We start from the raw sequence: 16953 nt of genomic DNA, 5'->3' as shown, positions 1-16953 counted from the left end.
ATGCCAACCGCCCGTATCTTCCAGCGCCCCAAGAACGCCATGCAGTCCGGCAAGCACCGGACCGACAGCTGGCAGCTCGAATTCGAACCCTCGGAGCCCAAGCGCCCCGACCCGCTGACCGGCTGGGCCGGCAGCGGCGACACGCGCGACCAGCTCCGCCTGTTCTTCCCGACCGCCGAGGCCGCGATCGCGCATTGCGAGCGTGAGGGGTTCGGCTACACGGTCGTGCCGGCGCCGCAGAAGACGCTGAAGCTGCAGAGCTACGCGGACAACTTCAAGTAAGCGACTACCCGACGCCGTTCCGGCGACGGGGCTGAAAACGGCTCAGCGCGCGCGTCGCTAGAGGATCGATCCCGCGAGGATCAGCAGCATCTTCGCGTCGATCGCAACGCCCGCCTCGCGCTTCGCCGCGATAAAGGCGGGAATGTCGGTGAGCGGTACGCGGTGCACGGTGATGTTCTCGTCACCATCGCCGCCGCCGTCGCCGACTTTGGTCAGCCCGGTCGCACGGACCAGCGTGAAGCATTCGGACGTCATGCCTGGCGACGAATAGAAGAGCCCCAGATCCTCGATCGCGGCCGCGCGGTAGCCGGTTTCCTCCTCGAGCTCGCGCCCGGCGGCGACCGCGACGCTCTCGCCTGCGGTCTCGTCACCCACCAGCCCGGCAGGCAGTTCGAGGCAGGCGCGGCCCAGCGGTACGCGAAACTGTTCGACCAGGATGACGTCGCCCGCGTCGATCGCGACGATCACGGCTGCCGCGATCTGCCCGCGGCGTTCCGCATATTCCCACGTACCTTCGGTCTGCACGGTCAGGAACTTGCCCGCCCATACGGTCGTGCTCATAATTCGATCAGCCTGTCGGGAAGTTCATTGATCGCCGCACCGGTTCGCGGAAAATGCTCGGCGAGTACCGTGCCGATCTGCGCAACGGCGTCGGCCATGCCGTCTACCGGCCGGTCGTCGCGCACCGCGGTGAGCACGGCGGCCATCGCCGCACCCCAGATCTCGTTCGGCACGCGCGAATGGATGCCCGAGTCCGCGACGATCTCCGCGCGGTGCTCGGCAAGCGACAGGTACAGCAACACGCCCGTCGCGCCCCGCGTGCGCTTTTCCGCGCCCGCTCGGAACAGCGTTACCGCACGCCGGCGCACCCGGCGCGATTTCGTCGCGCCCGGTGTCAGCGCGAGTCGCAACGCGGGGATAGTAAGCAGCAGGCGCATGCCCAGGAACACCAGCGTCATCAGGACGAGCGCGATCGCGAACAACGCGCCCTGTGGCGCCGACTGCGCCCAGGGATCGACAAGCCGCGCATAGATCTGGTCAGCCGCCACGGGGTGCAGCGCGAGCACCGCAAGGCTCAGCAGCATGGCGAGCACGGACCATTGCAGCGAGACGTCGTGATAGGCGTCCGACTGGCGCGCGACGATCGTGACGATCTCGCCCGTCGTCGTGGTTTCGGCCTGCGTCACCGCGGCGGTGACGCGGCCGTGATCGGCTTCGCTCAACCGCATGTCACCAACTCCCCGATGCGCCGCCGCCGCCGGCAGAACCGCCGCCGCCGCCGCCAAAACCGCCGCCCATCCAGCCACCGCCGCCGCTGTCGCCGCCACCGCCGCCGCCCCAGCTGCTACCACCGCCGCCGCCGCGCCGTGACATCTCGTTGGCGATGCTCCACAGCACGATCGGCAGTGTCCCGTTGCCGCCGCCACCGCTTGAATAGCGGGTGCCACCGGCACGCCGCGAGATCATCGGAATGACGATCGCGGCGGCCACGATCCCGAAGATGATCAGCCCGATCGGCACGCCGCCACCGTTGCCGGACGGCGCGCGGCGATGCGTCTTGTCATATTCGGCCGCCGCTGCGCCGACCTTCGCGCGGGCCTCGGCGTCGGGCAAAGCGAGCTGGTCCGCGACCGCATTCGTGCCCGCGACGATCCCGCCGGTCATGTCCCCGGCCTTGAAGCGCGGCAGGATCTGCTGGTTGATTACGACGCTCGAAAACGCGTCGGTCAGGACCGGTTCCAGCCCATAGCCGACCTCGATCCGCACCTTGCGATCGTTCGGCGCGACGAGCAGGATCGCACCGTTATTGGCGTCCTTCAGCCCGACCCCCCAGTTCCGCAGCAGGCGATAGCCATAATCCTCGATCGGATAGCCCTGCAGATCGGCGACGGTCGCGACGACCAGCTGGTTGCCCGTCGCCTTTTGCAGATCGTCGAGTCGTTTGGTGAGCGCCGCTTCCTGCTCGGGCGGGATCACGTTTGCCGAATCCACGACGAAGCCGGTGAATTTCGGGAAGGTCTGGGCGCCTGCGGTGCCGCTGCCGAGCAGCACCGCGAAGAGGAGCGCCGAGAGGACGCGGATCATGCCGCCGGCCCCGCGATCAGCTCGCGTTGCCGAAGTTCACCGTCGGCGCCGTCTCGGCCCCCGGCGTGGTCGCGGCAAACGGCACCATCGGCTTTGCGCCATAGAAGATCTTCGCGCCGACCGCGTCGGGGAAGGTGCGGATCTTGGTGTTATAAGCCTGGACCGCGCCGTTATAGTCGCGCCGTGCGATCGTGATGCGGTTCTCGGTGCCTTCGAGCTGGCTCATCAGCGTGGTGTAATTGGCCTGGCTCTTGAGCTCGGGATAAGCCTCCTGCAGTCGCTGCAGCGACAGCCCGACGGCACCTTGCACGCGCGAAAACTGCTCGATCTTCGCAGGGTCGGTCAGGTCGTCGCCCGAGACCTGCACCGTGCTCGCGGCGGCGCGCGCCTGGGTCACCTCGACCAGAATGCTCTTTTCCTGCGCGCCGGCCGCCTTGACCGTCGCGACGAGGTTGGGGATCAGGTCGGCGCGACGCTGATAGTCGTTCTGGACATCAGCCCAGCGCGCCTTCACATTTTCCTCGGCGGTCGGGATGCTGTTGATCCCGCAGCCGCCAAGCGTCGCCGCGAGCGCAACGACGGCGGATCCGCGAAGAATCTGGGCATAGGACGACATCGGGGCTCTCCTGCTGGTCTGTATCACCCCCATAGGACAGCGGACCGGCTTGGCGAAACCGAAATCGATGGCTAGCGTGCGGTGGACTGGAAAAGGGGGCGAGAATGCTCAAGGAATTCAAGGCGTTCATCATGCGCGGCAACGTGCTTGATCTGGCTATTGCGGTGATCATCGGGGCGGCGTTCAGCAAGATCGTCACCTCGCTGACCGACGACGTGCTGATGCCGGTGATCGGCAAGATTTTCGGCGGGCTCGACTTTTCGAGCTATTTCTGGCGGATGGGGCCTGTCCCTGCAAACTATGCCGGTTCGCTCAGCGACTATGCGGCGCTGAAGAAGGCGGGGGTGCCGTTGCTCGGCTATGGCGCGTTCGCGACGCAACTCGTCAACTTCGTGATCGTCGCCTTCATCATCTTCATGATCCTGCGCGTCGTGAACCGCGCGGCGGCGCTGATCGAGCGTGAAACCGCGCGGCTCAAGCGTGAGGAAGAAGCGACTCCTGTCGCGCCGGCGCCCGAGCCGGTCGAGATCGCGCTGCTGCGGGAGATCCGCGACGAACTCAAGGCACGCGGCTGATCGACCTGTCCCTCTCCCCGCGCGGGGAGGGGGAGATCAGGCTGCGGCCAGATCCTCGGCGTTGGCATCCGCCAGGCTCGTGCCGTCGAGGATCCGCGCAGTCTCGTCGCGGACGCGCATCATCGCAAAGCGGATCGCGCAGTCTGCCTCGCTCTTGCAGTCCAGGCAGGGCCGATAGGCGGTCCGGCTTACGCAAGGCACCAGCGCGAGCGGGCCCTCGATGATCCGGATGATTTCGCCGAGCGAGATCAGGTGGCTGGGGCGCGACAGGCGATAGCCGCCCATCTTGCCGCGATGGCTGTGCAGCAGGCCGGACTCGCGCAGGTCCGCAAGGATCAGCTCGAGAAACTTGCGCGGGACATTGGCCTCCGCCGCGATGCGGGTCATCGGGATCGGTGGACCCCCGACCGGGGCGCCGCCAAGGAAGATCATCGCGCGAAGCGCGTAGCGAGAGCGCTGCGTCAACATAATACAGATTTCTATGCACGCGGTTTGTGGCGAGCGAAAGGCCGCAAAGGGCAAAATCACGGGCTTTTAATCGGCCGACCGTCGCTCTATATCACAAGCGTCATCGGGGGAATTCTCTCCTGGTGACTATGGCGATAAACCGTGGCGTGTCATAGACACAGCGGACCCGGGGGCAGTACCCGGCGACTCCACCACCGCCCTCTTCGCAAGAGGGGGACGATGACGGGGTCGAACTAGGATCGACGTGTGTTCAACGACGCTATGTTTCGCTCGGAATGGGACCACCGCAACGGCCCATACACAAGTGCCAACGATAACGAAGCACTCGCAATTGCCGCATAACTGACGGTCTAACGACCTAAGTTATACGGACGAAAGCGCGGTTCGGGCCACACCGGGCAACAGAAGTGGAAACCGGCGGTACGGGGGGCACCGAGCAACAGAAGCTCCCCACTCAAATCATACTCAAGCGCGCGCCCGCCGTCAGGCGGCAAGTTGCGCGACCAGCTTGTCGAGCCGCGGGCTGAACCCGACGATCCCGATCAGCAGCTGGACGAGGGTCAGCATTCCCGCGCCCCACCAATAGGCCAGGTGCACCCGCCCGCGCAGTTGCGCATCGAACAGCATCGCAGCGCCCAGATAGGCCATGGTCGCGATGAATATCGCCCAGGTCCCGGACGGACCCATGAGCGGCATCGGCAAGATGCGCCCCAGCGCCGGCGACATGATCAGGATCGTCGCGGACAGCATCAGGCGCTTGTGCCAGTCGGACCGGTGTCTCAGCTGGATCGCCCAGCCCGCCAGGATCGCAAAGCCGATGATCTGAAGGTCGAGCGCGAGGAAAAGGCCCGGCGTGAAGAAGGGCGGGACGCGGTTGAGCCGGACGGCCATGACCGTCGTCGCGACGCCCACCACGACCATGACCGGGACCAGACATGCGGTTGCGACGCCCAGTCGCCGGTGCGTCGCGATCGACCCCCGGTCGACCAGCCAGTTCTGCGCAACGTAGAGGATGATCCAGCCGAAGAAGACGGCAGCGTGCAGATGGACCTGGGCGGGAAGCCCGACGATGTTCCAGTCTGTCCGCTGCAGGTCCAGCCCGAACCCCGCGAAGACGGTGACCGCGATGATCGCAGCCAGCATGAGATAGAAACGCCGCTCGGCGGTGATCGCCGACACGCTGGTCGCCAAGGTTGCCATGATGCCCCCGCATCTTTGCTGCCTTGGCCGAGAATGCGCATGCAGGCTGGACCCCGCAAGCCGGTAGCAGCGTGTCCGGCCGTCATTCTCGTACAAATTGCAGGACGCGGATCCCGCGGCATCGCGCCGTCGGCTCCCGCAATCGTGATCGCCACGAAAAAGGGGACCCGGTTGCCCGGATCCCCCTTCGCTAGTTGCTAGTCGGCAAGATCGCTTAGTCGCGATCACCCGTCAGGAACGCCGGGGCGAACTCGGGGGCCTTGTCGCCGTCCGAACGCTCGGCGCGGGGAGCGCGCTCGCCGCCCTGGCCACCGCCGTCGCGACGCGGGCCACGGCCCCCGCCGTTGCCGCCATCACGACCGCCATCACCATCACGACGCGGGCCACGGGGACCACGATCACCGCCGCCGCCTTCGCCGCGCGGGCCACGACCGCCACCGCCGTTACCGGCGTCACGACCACCATCGCCATCGCGACGCGGACCGCGCGGACCACGATCACCGCCTTCGCGCGGCTCACGGGCAGGACGCGTGTCCTCCAGCTCTTCGCCGGTCGTCTGGTCGACGACGCGCATCGACAGGCGAACCTTGCCGCGCGGATCGATCTCGAGGACCTTGACCTTGACTTCCTGGCCTTCGCTCAGCGCATCCGAGACCTTCTCGACGCGCTCGTTCTTGATTTCGGACACGTGGACGAGACCGTCCTTGCCACCCATGAAGTTCACGAACGCACCGAAGTCCACGAGGTTGACGACCTTGCCGTCATAGACCTTGCCGACTTCGGCTTCCTCGACGAGGCCCTTGATCCACTTGATCGCGGCTTCGATCTGCGCTGGGTCGGACGACGACACCTTGATCACGCCCTCGTCGTCGATGTCGACCTTGGCGCCGGTCTGCGCGACGATCTCGCGGATCACCTTGCCGCCGGTGCCGATGACTTCACGAATCTTCGACTTCTCGATCGTGAAGGTCTCAATACGCGGTGCGTGTGCCGACAGCTCCTCACGCGTGTGGTCGAGCGCCTTGGCCATTTCGCCCAGGATGTGCGCACGGCCTTCCTTGGCCTGTGCCAGCGCCTTGCCCATGATCTCTTCGGTGATGCCGGCGATCTTGATGTCCATCTGCATCGTGGTGATGCCCTCGGACGTGCCAGCAACCTTGAAGTCCATGTCGCCGAGGTGATCCTCGTCGCCCAGGATGTCCGACAGAACCGCGAAGTTCTTGCCCTCGAGGATCAGGCCCATCGCGATGCCCGACACCGGACGCTTGAGCGGAACGCCCGCATCCATCATCGACAGCGAGCCGCCGCAGACCGTCGCCATCGACGACGAGCCGTTGCTCTCCGTGATGTCCGACAGAACGCGGATCGTGTACGGGAACTCTTCCTTCGACGGCAGCACCGGGTGCAGCGCGCGCCAGGCGAGCTTGCCGTGGCCGACTTCGCGACGACCCGGCGCACCGAAGCGACCGACTTCACCGACCGAGTAGGGCGGGAAGTTGTAGTGGAGCATGAAGTTTTCGTACGACAGACCGTTGAGGCCGTCGATCATCTGCTCTGCGTCGCGCGTGCCGAGCGTGGTGGTGCAGATCGACTGCGTCTCGCCGCGCGTGAACAGCGCCGAGCCGTGCGTCCGCGGAAGGAAGTGGACCATCGCTTCGATCGGACGGATCTGCGTGGTGGTGCGGCCGTCGATGCGGGTGCCGTCCTTGAGGATGGCGCCGCGGACGATCTCCGCCTCCAGCTTCTTCATCAGCTTGCCGGCCGCCATCTGGTCCTGCGGGGTCGCATCGGCAAAGGCGGTCTTGCCCTTGGCGCGTGCGGCGTTCAGCAGGTCCGAACGCTTGGACTTGTCGGTCACCTTGTAGGCGGCCGCAATGTCCTTGCCGATCAGCTTCTTCAGCTTGTCCTTGGCGGTCGACAGGTCGGCCTGCTCGGCCATTTCCCAAGGATCCTTGGCAGCCTGCTCGGCCAGATCGATGATCAGGTTGGCGGCTTCGCGGCATGCCTTGTGCGCGAACTGGACCGCGCCGAGCATGATCTCTTCCGAGAGCTCCTTGGCTTCCGACTCGACCATCATCACGGCCTGGCCGGTGGCGGCGACGACGAGGTCGAGGTCACCCGCCTTGGCTTCGTCGAGCGTGGGGTTGAGGATGTACGCGCCATCGACATAGCCGACGCGCGCTGCGCCGATCGGGCCCATGAACGGCACGCCCGAGATCGTCAGCGCAGCCGACGCCGCGACCATCGCGAGGATGTCCGGCTCGTTCTCGCCGTCATACGACAGAACCTGGCAGATCACGTTGATCTCGTTGTAGAAACCCTCTGGGAAGAGGGGACGGATCGGGCGATCGATAAGACGGCTGGTCAGCGTCTCCTTTTCGGTCGCGCCGCGCTCACGCTTGAAGAAGCCACCGGGGATGCGGCCGCTTGCGGAGAACTTCTCCTGGTAATGGACGGTGAGCGGGAAGAAATCCTGCCCTTCCTTGACGGTCCGTGCAGCCGTGACGGCGCACAGAACGACGGTCTCGCCGAGGGTGGCGAGCACGGCGCCGTTTGCCTGACGGGCCACGCGGCCGGTCTCGAGCGTCAGCGTCTTGCCGCCCCACTGGGCGCTTACGGTTTTGGTATCGAACATTTCGTTTCCTTCACTCCGGCGGCCAGATGCCGACCGGGGCCTATGTGCGAGCTAAGCCGGCTCGCGGCGGTGTGGAGCGAGTTGTCGCTCCTTGCCAGTCCACCGAATTGCGTCCTGGCGTTTGCCTCCGCGCGCGATGGCGCGGAATCAAAGTCGTATATACAAAAACGGCCCCCCGAAGGGAGCCGTTCGTTTTACTTGCGGAGACCGAGCTTCGCGATCAGATCCAGATAGCGCTGGCCGTCCTTGTGACGGAGGTAGTCCAGCAGCGACCGGCGCTTGTTGACCATCATCAGGAGACCACGACGCGAGTGGTTGTCCTTCTTGTGGCCCTTGAAGTGCTCGGTCAGGTTCTTGATCCGCTCGGTCAGGATCGCGACCTGGACTTCGGGCGAACCCGTGTCGCCGTCCTGGCGTGCGTGGATCTTGACCAGCTCGGTCTTGCGTTCAGCGGTAATCGTCATGAATTCTCAGTCCTTCGACATCACAGATTGAAACCGCGAACGACCCGGACGTCTCCGTCCTCGACCTCGACCAGCGCGACCGGGACAGCGTCCAGCTCGGCGAAGTATTGGCCATGGTCTGCGGCGATCCCGGCCAAGATACGCCCCTGTCGGAGCGCCCCTGCCTGGTCGGGGGTGAGGGAGAGAGCCGGGATGTCGTCCAGCGCCACCCTCAAGGGCAGTAGTACATCTTCAAGCGCGGAGGCCTTAGCGAGTTCGTCCAGTTTGTCCAGCGATATCGCCGATAAGAGGTCGAACGGACCGGCCTTGACGCGCCGCAGCATGGTGACGTGGCCGACGGTTCCGAGCGCCAGCGCGATGTCGCGCGCGAGGGAGCGGATATAGGTGCCCTTGGAGACATGCGCGGTGAGGGTGACCGCCTCCAGTTCCTCCCCGACCTCGTCATCCAAAAGACGGGTGGGGTGGGGGGTGAGCGTGTGGATCGTCACATTCCGGCTGGCCAGCACCACGTCCTGCCCGGCGCGGGCGAGGTCGTAGGCGCGCTCGCCGTCGACCTTGAGCGCAGAATAGGCGGGGGGCACCTGTGCGATCGGGCCGGTGAACTGCGCCAGCACCGCCTCGACCGCCGCCATCGTCGGGCGCACGTCGGAGGTGGCGATGCTCACGCCCTCAGCGTCGAGCGTGTCGGTCTGGACCCCGAACATGATGGAGAAATCATAGATCTTGTCGCTGTCGAGCATCCGGCCGGCGAGCTTGGTCGCCTCGCCGACCGCGATCGGCAGCACGCCGGTCGCGAGCGGATCGAGCGTGCCGCCGTGGCCGACCTTGAACTTGCCATAGCCGCCATTGCGCAGCGCCCGCTTCACGGCGGATACGCCCTGCGTCGAGCCCAGCCCCAGCGGCTTGTCGAGAATGATCCAGCCATGCATGTCGTAGGATCCTTGAATATCGGGGCAGGGCGAGCCCCACCCACTCCGTCATCCTGACGAAAGTCAGGACCCAGAGCCACGAGAGACGGTGTTTGGTACCCTGGGTCCTGACTTTCGTCAGGATGACGGGAAGGGGCGAAGGGCAGGGAGCTACCCCAAAGCCTCGGTGAAATGCCGTCGGCACAACGCAATATAGCGATCGTTGCCGCCGATCTCGGTCTGCTGCCCCTCGGCGATCGCGCGGCCGTTCGCGTCGACGCGCAGGTTCATCGTCGCCTTGCGCCCACACATGCACACCGACTTGATCTCGACCAGCGAGTCCGCCAGCGCGAGCAGCCGCGCGGAGCCGGGGAACAGCGCGCCCTGGAAATCGGTGCGCAAGCCGTAGGCGAGCACCGGGATGCCGACCACGTCGCAGATCTCCGCCAGCTGGTCGACCTGAGGCGCGGTCAGGAACTGTGCCTCGTCCACCAGCACGCAGGAGATCGCATCCTCGGCGTGCTGCCGGGCGATGCACGCGCCGATATCGGTATCCGCATCGAAAGCGATCGCCGGTGCCTCAAGCCCGATCCGCGACGTGATCGTGCCCGCCGCAAAGCGGTCGTCGATTGCGGCGGTGAACAGCATCGTTCGCATCCCGCGCTCGCGGTAGTTGAAGTCCGCCTGGAGCAGGTTGGTCGACTTGCCCGCGTTCATCGACGCATAATAGAAATACAGCTTGGCCATCGGCTCAACCCAAAGACGCGTCGCGCGGCGGCGTCAATCCTCGGACAGGTCGCGCGCGATATGCGGATCGCGCAACAGTGTGTCGATGTGCGTGCCCTCGTCGAAGCTTTCGTCGGCGACGAATTTCAGCTTGGCGGCATAGCGCGTCTGCACGCGGGTCGCGACTTCGCGCTGGAGATAGGCGGTGTTCGTCCGCAGCGCCTTCAGCACCTTTTCCTCGTCCTTGCCGAGCAGCGGCTTCACGAAGACGGTGGCGTGACGCAGGTCGGGGGACATGCGCACCTCGGTGATCGTGACGAGGTGCTTTTCGAGCACCGGATCATGCACGTCGCCGCGCGCGAGGATGTCGCTGAGCGCGTGACGCGCCTGTTCGCCCACGCGCAGCGCGCGGACGGTTTTGATCTCTGGGGTATCGGTCTTCATTCTTCTAACTCCCTCGCCCCTCCGGGGAGAGGGTGGGGGTGAGGGGCGGCCGCAGGCGTTACCGCCCGGTACTGCCCCTCACCCAACCCTCTCCCCGAGGGGGAGAGGGCTTCAGTATTACAGCGTGCGGTCGCGCATCTCGACTTCGAACGTCTCGAGGACGTCGCCGGCCTTGATGTCGACGAAGTTCGATGTGAACGTCACGCCACACTCAAGCCCGGCGCGGACTTCGGCGACATCATCCTTGAAGCGACGCAGCGATGCGATTTCGCCCTGGTAGATGATGACGTCGTTGCGCGTGATACGTGCCTTGAGCGCCTTGCGGATATTGCCCTCGGTAACGAGCAGACCCGCCGCCTTGCCATGCTTGCCCGCCGAGAAGACCTCGCGGATATCGGCACGACCGACGACCGTCTCGAACGCTTCCGGCCCGAGCTCGCCTGCCATGCCCGCCCGGATCTCGTCAATCAGGTCGTAGATCACGTCATAATATTTGAACGCGACCTTCTGGCGCTCCGCGATCTCGCGGGCCTTGGCATTCGGACGAACGTTGAAGCCGATAATCGGTGCACCCGATGCCGCCGCCAACGTGACGTCCGACTCGGTGATACCACCGACGCCCGAGCTCAGCACGCGCGCCTTGATCAGGTCGGTGGAGATCTTGTTGATCGCCCCGACGATCGCCTCGACGGTACCCTGCGTATCCGCCTTCACGACCAGCGGATATTCGATCGCCTGCTTTTCCTTGAGCGCCGAGAACATGCTCTCGAGGCTGGCCGGAACCGATGCGGTGCGCTTGTCGGTCTTCACGCTGCGACGATATTCCGCGACTTCGCGGGCCCGTGCCTCGTTCTCGACAACCTGGAACGGATCGCCTGCTGACGGCACGCCCGACAGACCGAGGACCTCGACCGGCATCGCCGGACCCGCTTCCTTGATCTGCTTGCCCTTGTCGTCGACCAGCGCACGAACCTTGCCGCTCTCGCCGCCGACCACGAAGATGTCGCCAACCTTCAGCGTACCACGATTGACGAGGATCGTCGCGACCGGGCCACGACCCTTGTCGAGCTTGGCCTCGATCACCGTACCCTCGGCCGCGCGATCCGGATTGGCGCGCAATTCGAGCAGTTCGGCCTGGAGCTGGATCTTCTCGATCAACGTGTCGAGACCGATCTTCTTGGTCGCGGAGACTTCGACGTCCTGGACGTCGCCGCCCATGTCCTCGACCACGATCTCCTCGCTCAGCAGGCGCTCGCGCACCTTCTGGGCATTGGCGCCCTCCTTGTCGATCTTGTTGATCGCGACGATCATCGGCACGCCTGCCGCCTTGGTGTGGGCGATCGCCTCCACCGTCTGCGGCATCAGGCCGTCGTCTGCCGCCACCACCAGGATGACGATGTCGGTGACATCCGCACCGCGCGCACGCATCTGCGTGAACGCCTCATGGCCCGGCGTGTCGAGGAAGGTGATCTTCGACTTGTCCTTCAGCGTGACCTGATACGCGCCGATATGCTGGGTGATGCCACCCGCTTCGCCGCGCACCACGTCGGTGCCGCGCAGGGCATCGAGCAGCGACGTCTTGCCGTGATCGACGTGACCCATGATCGTGACGACCGGGGCACGCGGACGCAGAGTCTCCTCGGCATCGTCGATCGTGTCGTTCGCCAGATCCTGGTCGACATCGCTGACGCGCGTCAGGTTGTGACCGAATTCGGTGACGAGCAGTTCGGCCGTATCCTGGTCGATCGTCTGCGTCATCGTAACGGGCATGCCCATCTTGAACAGCGCCTTGACGAGGTCGGCACCCTTCTCGGCCATACGGATGGCGAGTTCCTGCACGGTGATCGCCTCGGGGACGACCACGTCGCGGACCTGCTTGGCCTGCGGCTCGCGTGGACCACCGGTGCCACGACGCTCCTTCTCACGCGCACGCTTGAGCGCGGCGAGCGAACGGGCGCGGGCGCCATCGCCATCACCGAGTGCGCGGTTGACGGTCAGCTTGCCCGAGGTGCGACGATCGTCGCCCTTGCGGTCACGCTGCTGCGGCCGTGCCGGGGGTGCGTCGCGACGAACGCCGCCAGCCGGCGCGTTGGCACCGGTTGCACCAGGGCGCGCTGCGGTCGTGCCGGCATTGGCGGTCGTCGCCGGCGCTGCAGGCGCAGGTGCCGGAACGGGCTTCGGCGGCGGCGGAGGACGCTCGGGACGGGCGACTGGCGAGAACCGGCGGGGTGCCGGCATCGACGGATCGCGCGACAATTCGAGAATCGGCGGCGGGGCCGGCGGTGCGACGGGCGCGGGCGCCGGCTTGGGGGCCGGTGCTGGTGCCGCCACCGGTGCTAGCGCCGGGGTCGGCGCGGGTGCCGGGGCCGCAGCGGGGGCAGGGGCCGCCGCAACGGGGGCTTCAACCGGCGCGGCAGCGGGCGTCGGCGCTACGACCGGCGCTGCTTCGACGACGGGTGCCGGTGCAGGTGCGGGCGCAGGCGCCTCGACGGGCTTCGGCGCAGGTGCAGCCTTGGCTTCCGCCTCGGCACGCGCGCGTTCGGCGATGCGGTTGCGCTCGTCCTCGGCGGCCTTGGCGCGCTCGGCTTCCTGGCGACGACGCCCCTCTTCGAGCGTGTTCATCCGCTGCTCTTCCGCCTCGCGGAGAAGCTTGGCCTGCCGCTCCTGCGGCGACAGGTTGCTCGGTGCCTGCTGGCGTACCGGTGCGGGGGCGGGCTGTGGCGCACGCGCCTGCGGAGCCGGTGCGGGGGCCGCAACCGGCGCGGGCGCGGCAACCGGCGCATCGGCGACCGGACCGTCGGGCTCGCCCGGACGGCGCAGGACGCGCGCACGCTTGGTTTCCACGATCACCGTATTCGATCGGCCGTGGCTGAAGCTCTGCTTCACCTGGCCGGTCTCGACCGTGCGCTTAACACCCAAAGGTGCGCGCATGCCAAGTTTCGGCTTCTCGTTGTCCGTGTCGCTCACTCAAATTCCTCAGTCATGTCCACGGCCGGGCTGTGTCCGGTCGATCCGGACGCCCCTGTTATGGGTGACGTCCCGTTTTGTTGAGACGCCGATGCGCCCTGCGAGGCCGTTTCGCAAGACACGGGAGAAGGTTCGGGGCCGATAAAATGCAGCCAACGGTCGAGCGCTTCGCTCACCCGCTTTGCTGCAGCGCGGTCAGTCAGGCCAATGTGTACCACATTCTCCCGCCCCAGCGCCAATGCCAATATGGTACGTGACGCAGGCAGTGCCAACCCCCGCAGGCCCGAGCCTTCGACATCGTTGCCGATACGCCACGCCTGGTCGAGCTTACGGTTGCCGTCCTCGGCCGCGTCGGACGCATGATACAGCGCCTTCAGCTTGCCCTGGCGCGCATTCTGCTCGATCCGGTCCGAGCCGATCAGGACGGTGCCCGAGCGCGATTCGAGCCCGAGCCGGTCGAGTGCGTTGCGCTCAAGCGCGGCTTCGATCTGCGCGGGAAGCTCGGGTGCGATGGTAAACTCGCCAGTCTTGAACGCCCGAGCGAGCGCGCCCTTGAGCTTGCCCTTCTTGATCGCCGCTTCGAGTTCGATTCGCGTCACCCCGATCCACGCGCCACGGCCAGGAGCCTTGGCACGCACGTCGGGATGAATCTGGCCATCGGGGGCCAGCGCGAGTCGCACCAGATGTGGCCGAACATCGCGCTCGCCCGACAGGATGCACTTGCGAATGGGGGCGTCTTTATCCCCCTCGCGCATGCGGGATGGGTTCGGCTCGCGCCCACCTGCACCCTTGTTCTTAGCCGAGGCCGAGCGCCCACCCTTCGGTCCTCTCCCGCTTGCGGGATGGGAGGAAGGAAGGTCGTCGGTAGCGCCTAGCGCCTCATCGGGAGGGTTCCGCATGTGCGTCCTCCTGCGCCGGAGTCGTCTTGGGGGCGTCGCGGTCGACCAGCAGCTGGCCGCCCGCGCCGTAATTCTCGGTCGAAACCTCTTCGATCACGATCTGCACCGCAGCCGGGTTCTTGCCCAGCCGCTCGACAAGCGACTGGGTGACGTCGGCGACGATGCCGGCCTTCTGGTCCTTGGTGGCGGACCCCGAAATGCGGATGCTGACGAACGGCATCAGGCCTTGTCGTCCTCGCTCTTCGCGTCGGTCGTGTCCGCAGCGTCATCCGCCACGACGTCATCCGCCGCAGTGTCCGCTGCAGTGTCCTCGGCTGCAATGTCCTCAGCCGAAGCCGCTTCCACCGTAGTCTCGTCCGCGTCCGCCTCGGGGGCCTCGTCCTCGAACCAGTGCGCGCGCGCGGCCATGATGATCTCGTTGCCCTGTTCGTCGCTGAGACCATATTCGGCGAGGATGCCGCCCTTGGGCTCGGGGCGCTTGGGCGCATCGTCGTTACGGCGGCGCGGTTCTGCGCGCTTCTTCTCGACGAGCTCGTCGGTCGCAAGATCCGCGAGATCGTCCAGCGTCTTGATGCCCGCCTTGCCGAGCGTGACGAGCATCGCCTCGTTCAGATACGGCATGTCGATCAGCGCGTCCTCCACGCCGAGCGCGGTACGCTCTTCGCGGCTGGCCGCATCGCGACGCTCGAGCGCCTCGGTAGCGCGGTTCTGCAACTCGCCCGCCAGATCCTCGTCGAAGCCCTCGATGCCGGCGATCTCCTCGACCTCGACATAGGCGACCTCCTCAAGGCTGGTGAACCCTTCGGCGACCAGCAGCTGCGCGAGCGTCTCGTCGACGTCGAGCTCCTTCTCGAACATTGCCGAACGCTCGACAAAGTCCTTCTGGCGCTTCTCGGAGGCATCGGCCTCGGTAAGGATGTCGATCGCCTTGCCGGTCAGCTGCGACGCAAGGCGGACGTTCTGGCCGCGACGGCCGATCGCCAGCGAAAGCTGGTCATCGGGAACGACGACCTCGATGCGCTCTTCCTCTTCGTCGATCACGACGCGGCTGACCGAGGCCGGCTGCAGTGCGTTGACGACGAAAGTCGCGATGTCGGGCGACCAGGGGATGATGTCGATCTTCTCGCCCTGCATTTCCTGCACGACGGCCTGAACTCGCGACCCCTTCATGCCGACGCACGCGCCGACCGGATCGATCGACGAATCATGGCTGATGACGCCGATCTTGGCGCGCGAACCGGGATCGCGGGCTGCGGCCTTGATCTCGATGATGCCGTCGTAGATTTCGGGGACTTCCTGCGCGAACAGCTTCTTCATGAAGTCCGGGTGCGCGCGGCTGAGGAAGATCTGCGGACCGCGGTTCTCGCGGCGGACGTTCAGGATCAGCGAGCGGATGCGGTCGTTGACGCGCACCACTTCGCGCGGGATCTGCGCGTCGCGGCGGATGACGCCTTCCGCGCGGCCCAGGTCGACGACGACATGGCCGAACTCGACGCGCTTGACGACGCCGGTGATGATCTCGCCCGCGCGGTCCTTATACTCTTCGAACTGGCGCTCGCGCTCGGCGTCGCGGACCTTCTGGAAGATGACCTGCTTGGCGGCCTGGGCGGCGATGCGGCCGAACTCGATCGGGGGCAGCGGATCGACGATGAAGTCACCGAGTGCGGCGTCCTTCTGGAGCTTCTGCGCGCCCTTGACGTCGACCTGCTTGAAATAGTCGTCGACCGCCTCGACCACTTCGACGACGCGCCACAGGCGCAGATCGCCGGTGTTCGGGTCGAGCTTGGCGCGGATGTCGTTCTCGGCGCCGTAGCGCGAGCGAGCCGCGCGCTGGATCGCGTCCTCCATCGCCTCGATCACGATCGCCTTGTCGATCATCTTCTCCGACGCGACCGAATTCGCGATCGCGATCAGTTCCGCGCGGTTTGCGGTGACTGCCGTGGCCATCAATGCTGTCCTTCTTCGGTCTCGACGCCGCGAGCATCAGGCTCATCGGACGTATCTTGATAGAAAACCTCGTCCGCGCCTTCGGTCGAAAGCGGCGCGGTCGCGGCGATGAGTCGGTCGGTCATGACGAGCTTGGCGTCGGCGACCTGGCTGAAGTCGATCGTCATGATCTTGTGCTTGTTCACGTCGACGGTGATCTTGGTGCCCTCGACGCCCATCAGATTGCCCGAGATCTGCTTGCGATCCTCGAACGGCTCGACGAGGCGGATGCGCGCCTCCTGGCCTTCCCAATCGGCAAAGTCCTGGAGCCGGGTCAGCGGGCGGTCGATACCGGGGCTCGACACCTCGAGACGATAGGCGTCCTCGCCGACCGGGTCCTTGCCTTCGGCTTCGAGCGCATCGAACTTGTCCGAGATGCGGCGCGACAGCTCGGCGCAATCCTCGATCACGAGCTGGCGGGTGTCGGGCCGCTCGGCCATCACCTGCAGCGTCGGATCGGACTTGCCGCCCTGCATGCGCACGCGCACGAGGCTGAGGCCGAGCGCCTTGGCTTCGGGTTCGATCAATTCGGTCAACAGGGCGATATTCGCCATCGCAATTCCAAACAGGGCCAAAGCACAGGTGATCAGCGCCGCGGAGCGAACCCCGCAGCCTCTTCATCTGGCGATGTAGAGAAAGTAGGATCTCCATACCCGCGATGGCAACGCTTCGCAAGCGGGAGCAACCTTCGTTCGTCA

General features: G+C 65.9%; 18 protein-coding genes and 1 other RNA gene. 3 read left to right on the top strand and 16 right to left on the bottom strand.

The genetic code is table 11. From position 1 onward, the window contains the following. Complete coding sequence (locus GV027_RS09760; RefSeq protein ID WP_031440756.1) at positions 1–282, top strand: ETC complex I subunit; 282 nt, start codon at positions 1–3, stop codon at positions 280–282. Positions 283–339: 57 nt separating this feature from the next. On the opposite strand, the gene GV027_RS09755 is transcribed toward GV027_RS09760, so the two are convergent. Genes GV027_RS09755 through GV027_RS09740 form a run of 4 tightly spaced genes read right to left on the bottom strand, consistent with a single transcriptional unit; the run spans position 340 to position 2983 of the window. Beyond that, positions 340–843 carry an NUDIX hydrolase gene (locus tag GV027_RS09755; protein ID WP_443029530.1) on the bottom strand — a complete coding sequence of 168 codons (504 nt, stop codon included), beginning with the start codon at positions 841–843 and terminating at the stop codon, positions 340–342. Next, positions 840–1511, bottom strand: a complete 672-nt coding sequence (locus GV027_RS09750) for a TPM domain-containing protein (RefSeq protein WP_159511732.1) — start codon at positions 1509–1511, stop codon at positions 840–842. Before GV027_RS09750 ends, GV027_RS09755 begins: the two co-directional genes overlap by 4 nt. Position 1512: 1 nt before the next feature. Next, on the bottom strand, positions 1513–2367 hold the full coding sequence (locus GV027_RS09745; RefSeq protein ID WP_159511731.1) for a TPM domain-containing protein: 855 nt from the start codon (positions 2365–2367) through the stop codon (positions 1513–1515). A 16-nt stretch (positions 2368–2383) separates the two neighbouring features. Next, positions 2384–2983, bottom strand: a complete 600-nt coding sequence (locus tag GV027_RS09740) for a LemA family protein (protein ID WP_031394860.1) — start codon at positions 2981–2983, stop codon at positions 2384–2386. A 104-nt stretch (positions 2984–3087) separates the two neighbouring features. On the opposite strand from GV027_RS09740, the gene mscL reads away from it, so the two are divergent. Then, entirely contained in the window at positions 3088–3558 is a 471-nt protein-coding gene (mscL, locus tag GV027_RS09735) for a large conductance mechanosensitive channel protein MscL (protein WP_031394859.1), read from the top strand. A 36-nt stretch (positions 3559–3594) separates the two neighbouring features. Here mscL and GV027_RS09730 read toward each other — a convergent pair whose 3' ends face one another. After that, positions 3595–4026 carry an RrF2 family transcriptional regulator gene (locus GV027_RS09730; protein WP_031394858.1) on the bottom strand — a complete coding sequence of 144 codons (432 nt, stop codon included), beginning with the start codon at positions 4024–4026 and terminating at the stop codon, positions 3595–3597. 60 nt (positions 4027–4086) lie between these two features. On the opposite strand from GV027_RS09730, the gene ssrA reads away from it, so the two are divergent. Continuing rightward, positions 4087–4442, top strand: a transfer-messenger RNA (tmRNA) gene (ssrA, locus tag GV027_RS09725). Positions 4443–4509: 67 nt separating this feature from the next. Here the strand turns inward: ssrA and GV027_RS09720 are convergent. From GV027_RS09720 to rimP, 11 genes are all read right to left on the bottom strand, one after another. Further along, on the bottom strand, positions 4510–5226 hold the full coding sequence (locus GV027_RS09720) for a hypothetical protein (protein WP_159511730.1): 717 nt from the start codon (positions 5224–5226) through the stop codon (positions 4510–4512). Positions 5227–5440: 214 nt separating this feature from the next. Continuing rightward, entirely contained in the window at positions 5441–7861 is a 2421-nt protein-coding gene (gene pnp / locus GV027_RS09715; RefSeq protein WP_056405276.1) for a polyribonucleotide nucleotidyltransferase, read from the bottom strand. A gap of 194 nt (positions 7862–8055) precedes the next feature. Then, positions 8056–8325 (bottom strand): 30S ribosomal protein S15, encoded by a 270-nt coding sequence (gene rpsO / locus GV027_RS09710; protein WP_031394369.1) that lies wholly within the window; start codon positions 8323–8325, stop codon positions 8056–8058. Between the two features lie 20 nt (positions 8326–8345). Continuing rightward, positions 8346–9254 (bottom strand): tRNA pseudouridine(55) synthase TruB, encoded by a 909-nt coding sequence (gene truB / locus GV027_RS09705; protein WP_159511729.1) that lies wholly within the window; start codon positions 9252–9254, stop codon positions 8346–8348. Between the two features lie 150 nt (positions 9255–9404). Then, positions 9405–9980: a thymidine kinase gene (locus tag GV027_RS09700; protein WP_159511728.1), complete on the bottom strand. Its 576-nt coding sequence runs from the start codon at positions 9978–9980 to the stop codon at positions 9405–9407. Between the two features lie 33 nt (positions 9981–10013). Next, a complete protein-coding gene (gene rbfA, locus GV027_RS09695) occupies positions 10014–10403 on the bottom strand; it encodes a 30S ribosome-binding factor RbfA (protein ID WP_031396110.1) in 390 nt (129 codons plus the stop codon). 117 nt (positions 10404–10520) lie between these two features. Beyond that, the gene (infB, locus tag GV027_RS09690) at positions 10521–13370 is read right to left on the bottom strand and encodes a translation initiation factor IF-2 (RefSeq protein ID WP_159511727.1); all 2850 of its coding nucleotides are present in this window, start codon (positions 13368–13370) and stop codon (positions 10521–10523) included. Then, positions 13367–14125 carry a DUF448 domain-containing protein gene (locus tag GV027_RS09685; RefSeq protein WP_159511726.1) on the bottom strand — a complete coding sequence of 253 codons (759 nt, stop codon included), beginning with the start codon at positions 14123–14125 and terminating at the stop codon, positions 13367–13369. Before GV027_RS09685 ends, infB begins: the two co-directional genes overlap by 4 nt. A gap of 124 nt (positions 14126–14249) precedes the next feature. Beyond that, positions 14250–14489: a tautomerase family protein gene (locus GV027_RS09680; RefSeq protein ID WP_031392998.1), complete on the bottom strand. Its 240-nt coding sequence runs from the start codon at positions 14487–14489 to the stop codon at positions 14250–14252. Continuing rightward, the gene (gene nusA, locus GV027_RS09675; protein ID WP_159511725.1) at positions 14489–16216 is read right to left on the bottom strand and encodes a transcription termination factor NusA; all 1728 of its coding nucleotides are present in this window, start codon (positions 16214–16216) and stop codon (positions 14489–14491) included. Before nusA ends, GV027_RS09680 begins: the two co-directional genes overlap by 1 nt. Continuing rightward, a complete protein-coding gene (rimP, locus tag GV027_RS09670) occupies positions 16216–16809 on the bottom strand; it encodes a ribosome maturation protein RimP (protein ID WP_159511724.1) in 594 nt (197 codons plus the stop codon). Before rimP ends, nusA begins: the two co-directional genes overlap by 1 nt. Between the last annotated feature and the right edge of the window lie 144 nt (positions 16810–16953).

The organism is Sphingomonas sp. T1 (assembly GCF_902506585.1).
Lineage (GTDB): Bacteria > Pseudomonadota > Alphaproteobacteria > Sphingomonadales > Sphingomonadaceae > Sphingomonas > Sphingomonas aerolata.
Note: the sequence above shows the minus strand (reverse complement) of the source record. Positions and strands in the feature narration are given on the sequence as shown.

Excerpts from the sequence above, each read along its gene's own strand:
- GV027_RS09730 (WP_031394858.1), bottom strand. The coding sequence starts at position 4,026 with ATGTTGACGCAGCGCTCTCGCTACGCGCTTCGCGCGATGATCTTCCTT.
- pnp (WP_056405276.1), bottom strand. The coding sequence starts at position 7,861 with ATGTTCGATACCAAAACCGTAAGCGCCCAGTGGGGCGGCAAGACGCTG.
- rimP (WP_159511724.1), bottom strand. The coding sequence starts at position 16,809 with ATGGCGAATATCGCCCTGTTGACCGAATTGATCGAACCCGAAGCCAAG.
- GV027_RS09680 (WP_031392998.1), bottom strand. The coding sequence starts at position 14,489 with ATGCCGTTCGTCAGCATCCGCATTTCGGGGTCCGCCACCAAGGACCAG.
- truB (WP_159511729.1), bottom strand. The coding sequence starts at position 9,254 with ATGCATGGCTGGATCATTCTCGACAAGCCGCTGGGGCTGGGCTCGACG.
- GV027_RS09745 (WP_159511731.1), bottom strand. The coding sequence starts at position 2,367 with ATGATCCGCGTCCTCTCGGCGCTCCTCTTCGCGGTGCTGCTCGGCAGC.
- rpsO (WP_031394369.1), bottom strand. The coding sequence starts at position 8,325 with ATGACGATTACCGCTGAACGCAAGACCGAGCTGGTCAAGATCCACGCA.
- GV027_RS09760 (WP_031440756.1), top strand. The coding sequence starts at position 1 with ATGCCAACCGCCCGTATCTTCCAGCGCCCCAAGAACGCCATGCAGTCC.
- GV027_RS09685 (WP_159511726.1), bottom strand. The coding sequence starts at position 14,125 with ATGCGCGAGGGGGATAAAGACGCCCCCATTCGCAAGTGCATCCTGTCG.
- nusA (WP_159511725.1), bottom strand. The coding sequence starts at position 16,216 with ATGGCCACGGCAGTCACCGCAAACCGCGCGGAACTGATCGCGATCGCG.
- rbfA (WP_031396110.1), bottom strand. The coding sequence starts at position 10,403 with ATGAAGACCGATACCCCAGAGATCAAAACCGTCCGCGCGCTGCGCGTG.
- mscL (WP_031394859.1), top strand. The coding sequence starts at position 3,088 with ATGCTCAAGGAATTCAAGGCGTTCATCATGCGCGGCAACGTGCTTGAT.
- GV027_RS09740 (WP_031394860.1), bottom strand. The coding sequence starts at position 2,983 with ATGTCGTCCTATGCCCAGATTCTTCGCGGATCCGCCGTCGTTGCGCTC.
- GV027_RS09720 (WP_159511730.1), bottom strand. The coding sequence starts at position 5,226 with ATGGCAACCTTGGCGACCAGCGTGTCGGCGATCACCGCCGAGCGGCGT.
- GV027_RS09750 (WP_159511732.1), bottom strand. The coding sequence starts at position 1,511 with ATGCGGTTGAGCGAAGCCGATCACGGCCGCGTCACCGCCGCGGTGACG.
- GV027_RS09700 (WP_159511728.1), bottom strand. The coding sequence starts at position 9,980 with ATGGCCAAGCTGTATTTCTATTATGCGTCGATGAACGCGGGCAAGTCG.
- GV027_RS09755 (WP_443029530.1), bottom strand. The coding sequence starts at position 843 with ATGAGCACGACCGTATGGGCGGGCAAGTTCCTGACCGTGCAGACCGAA.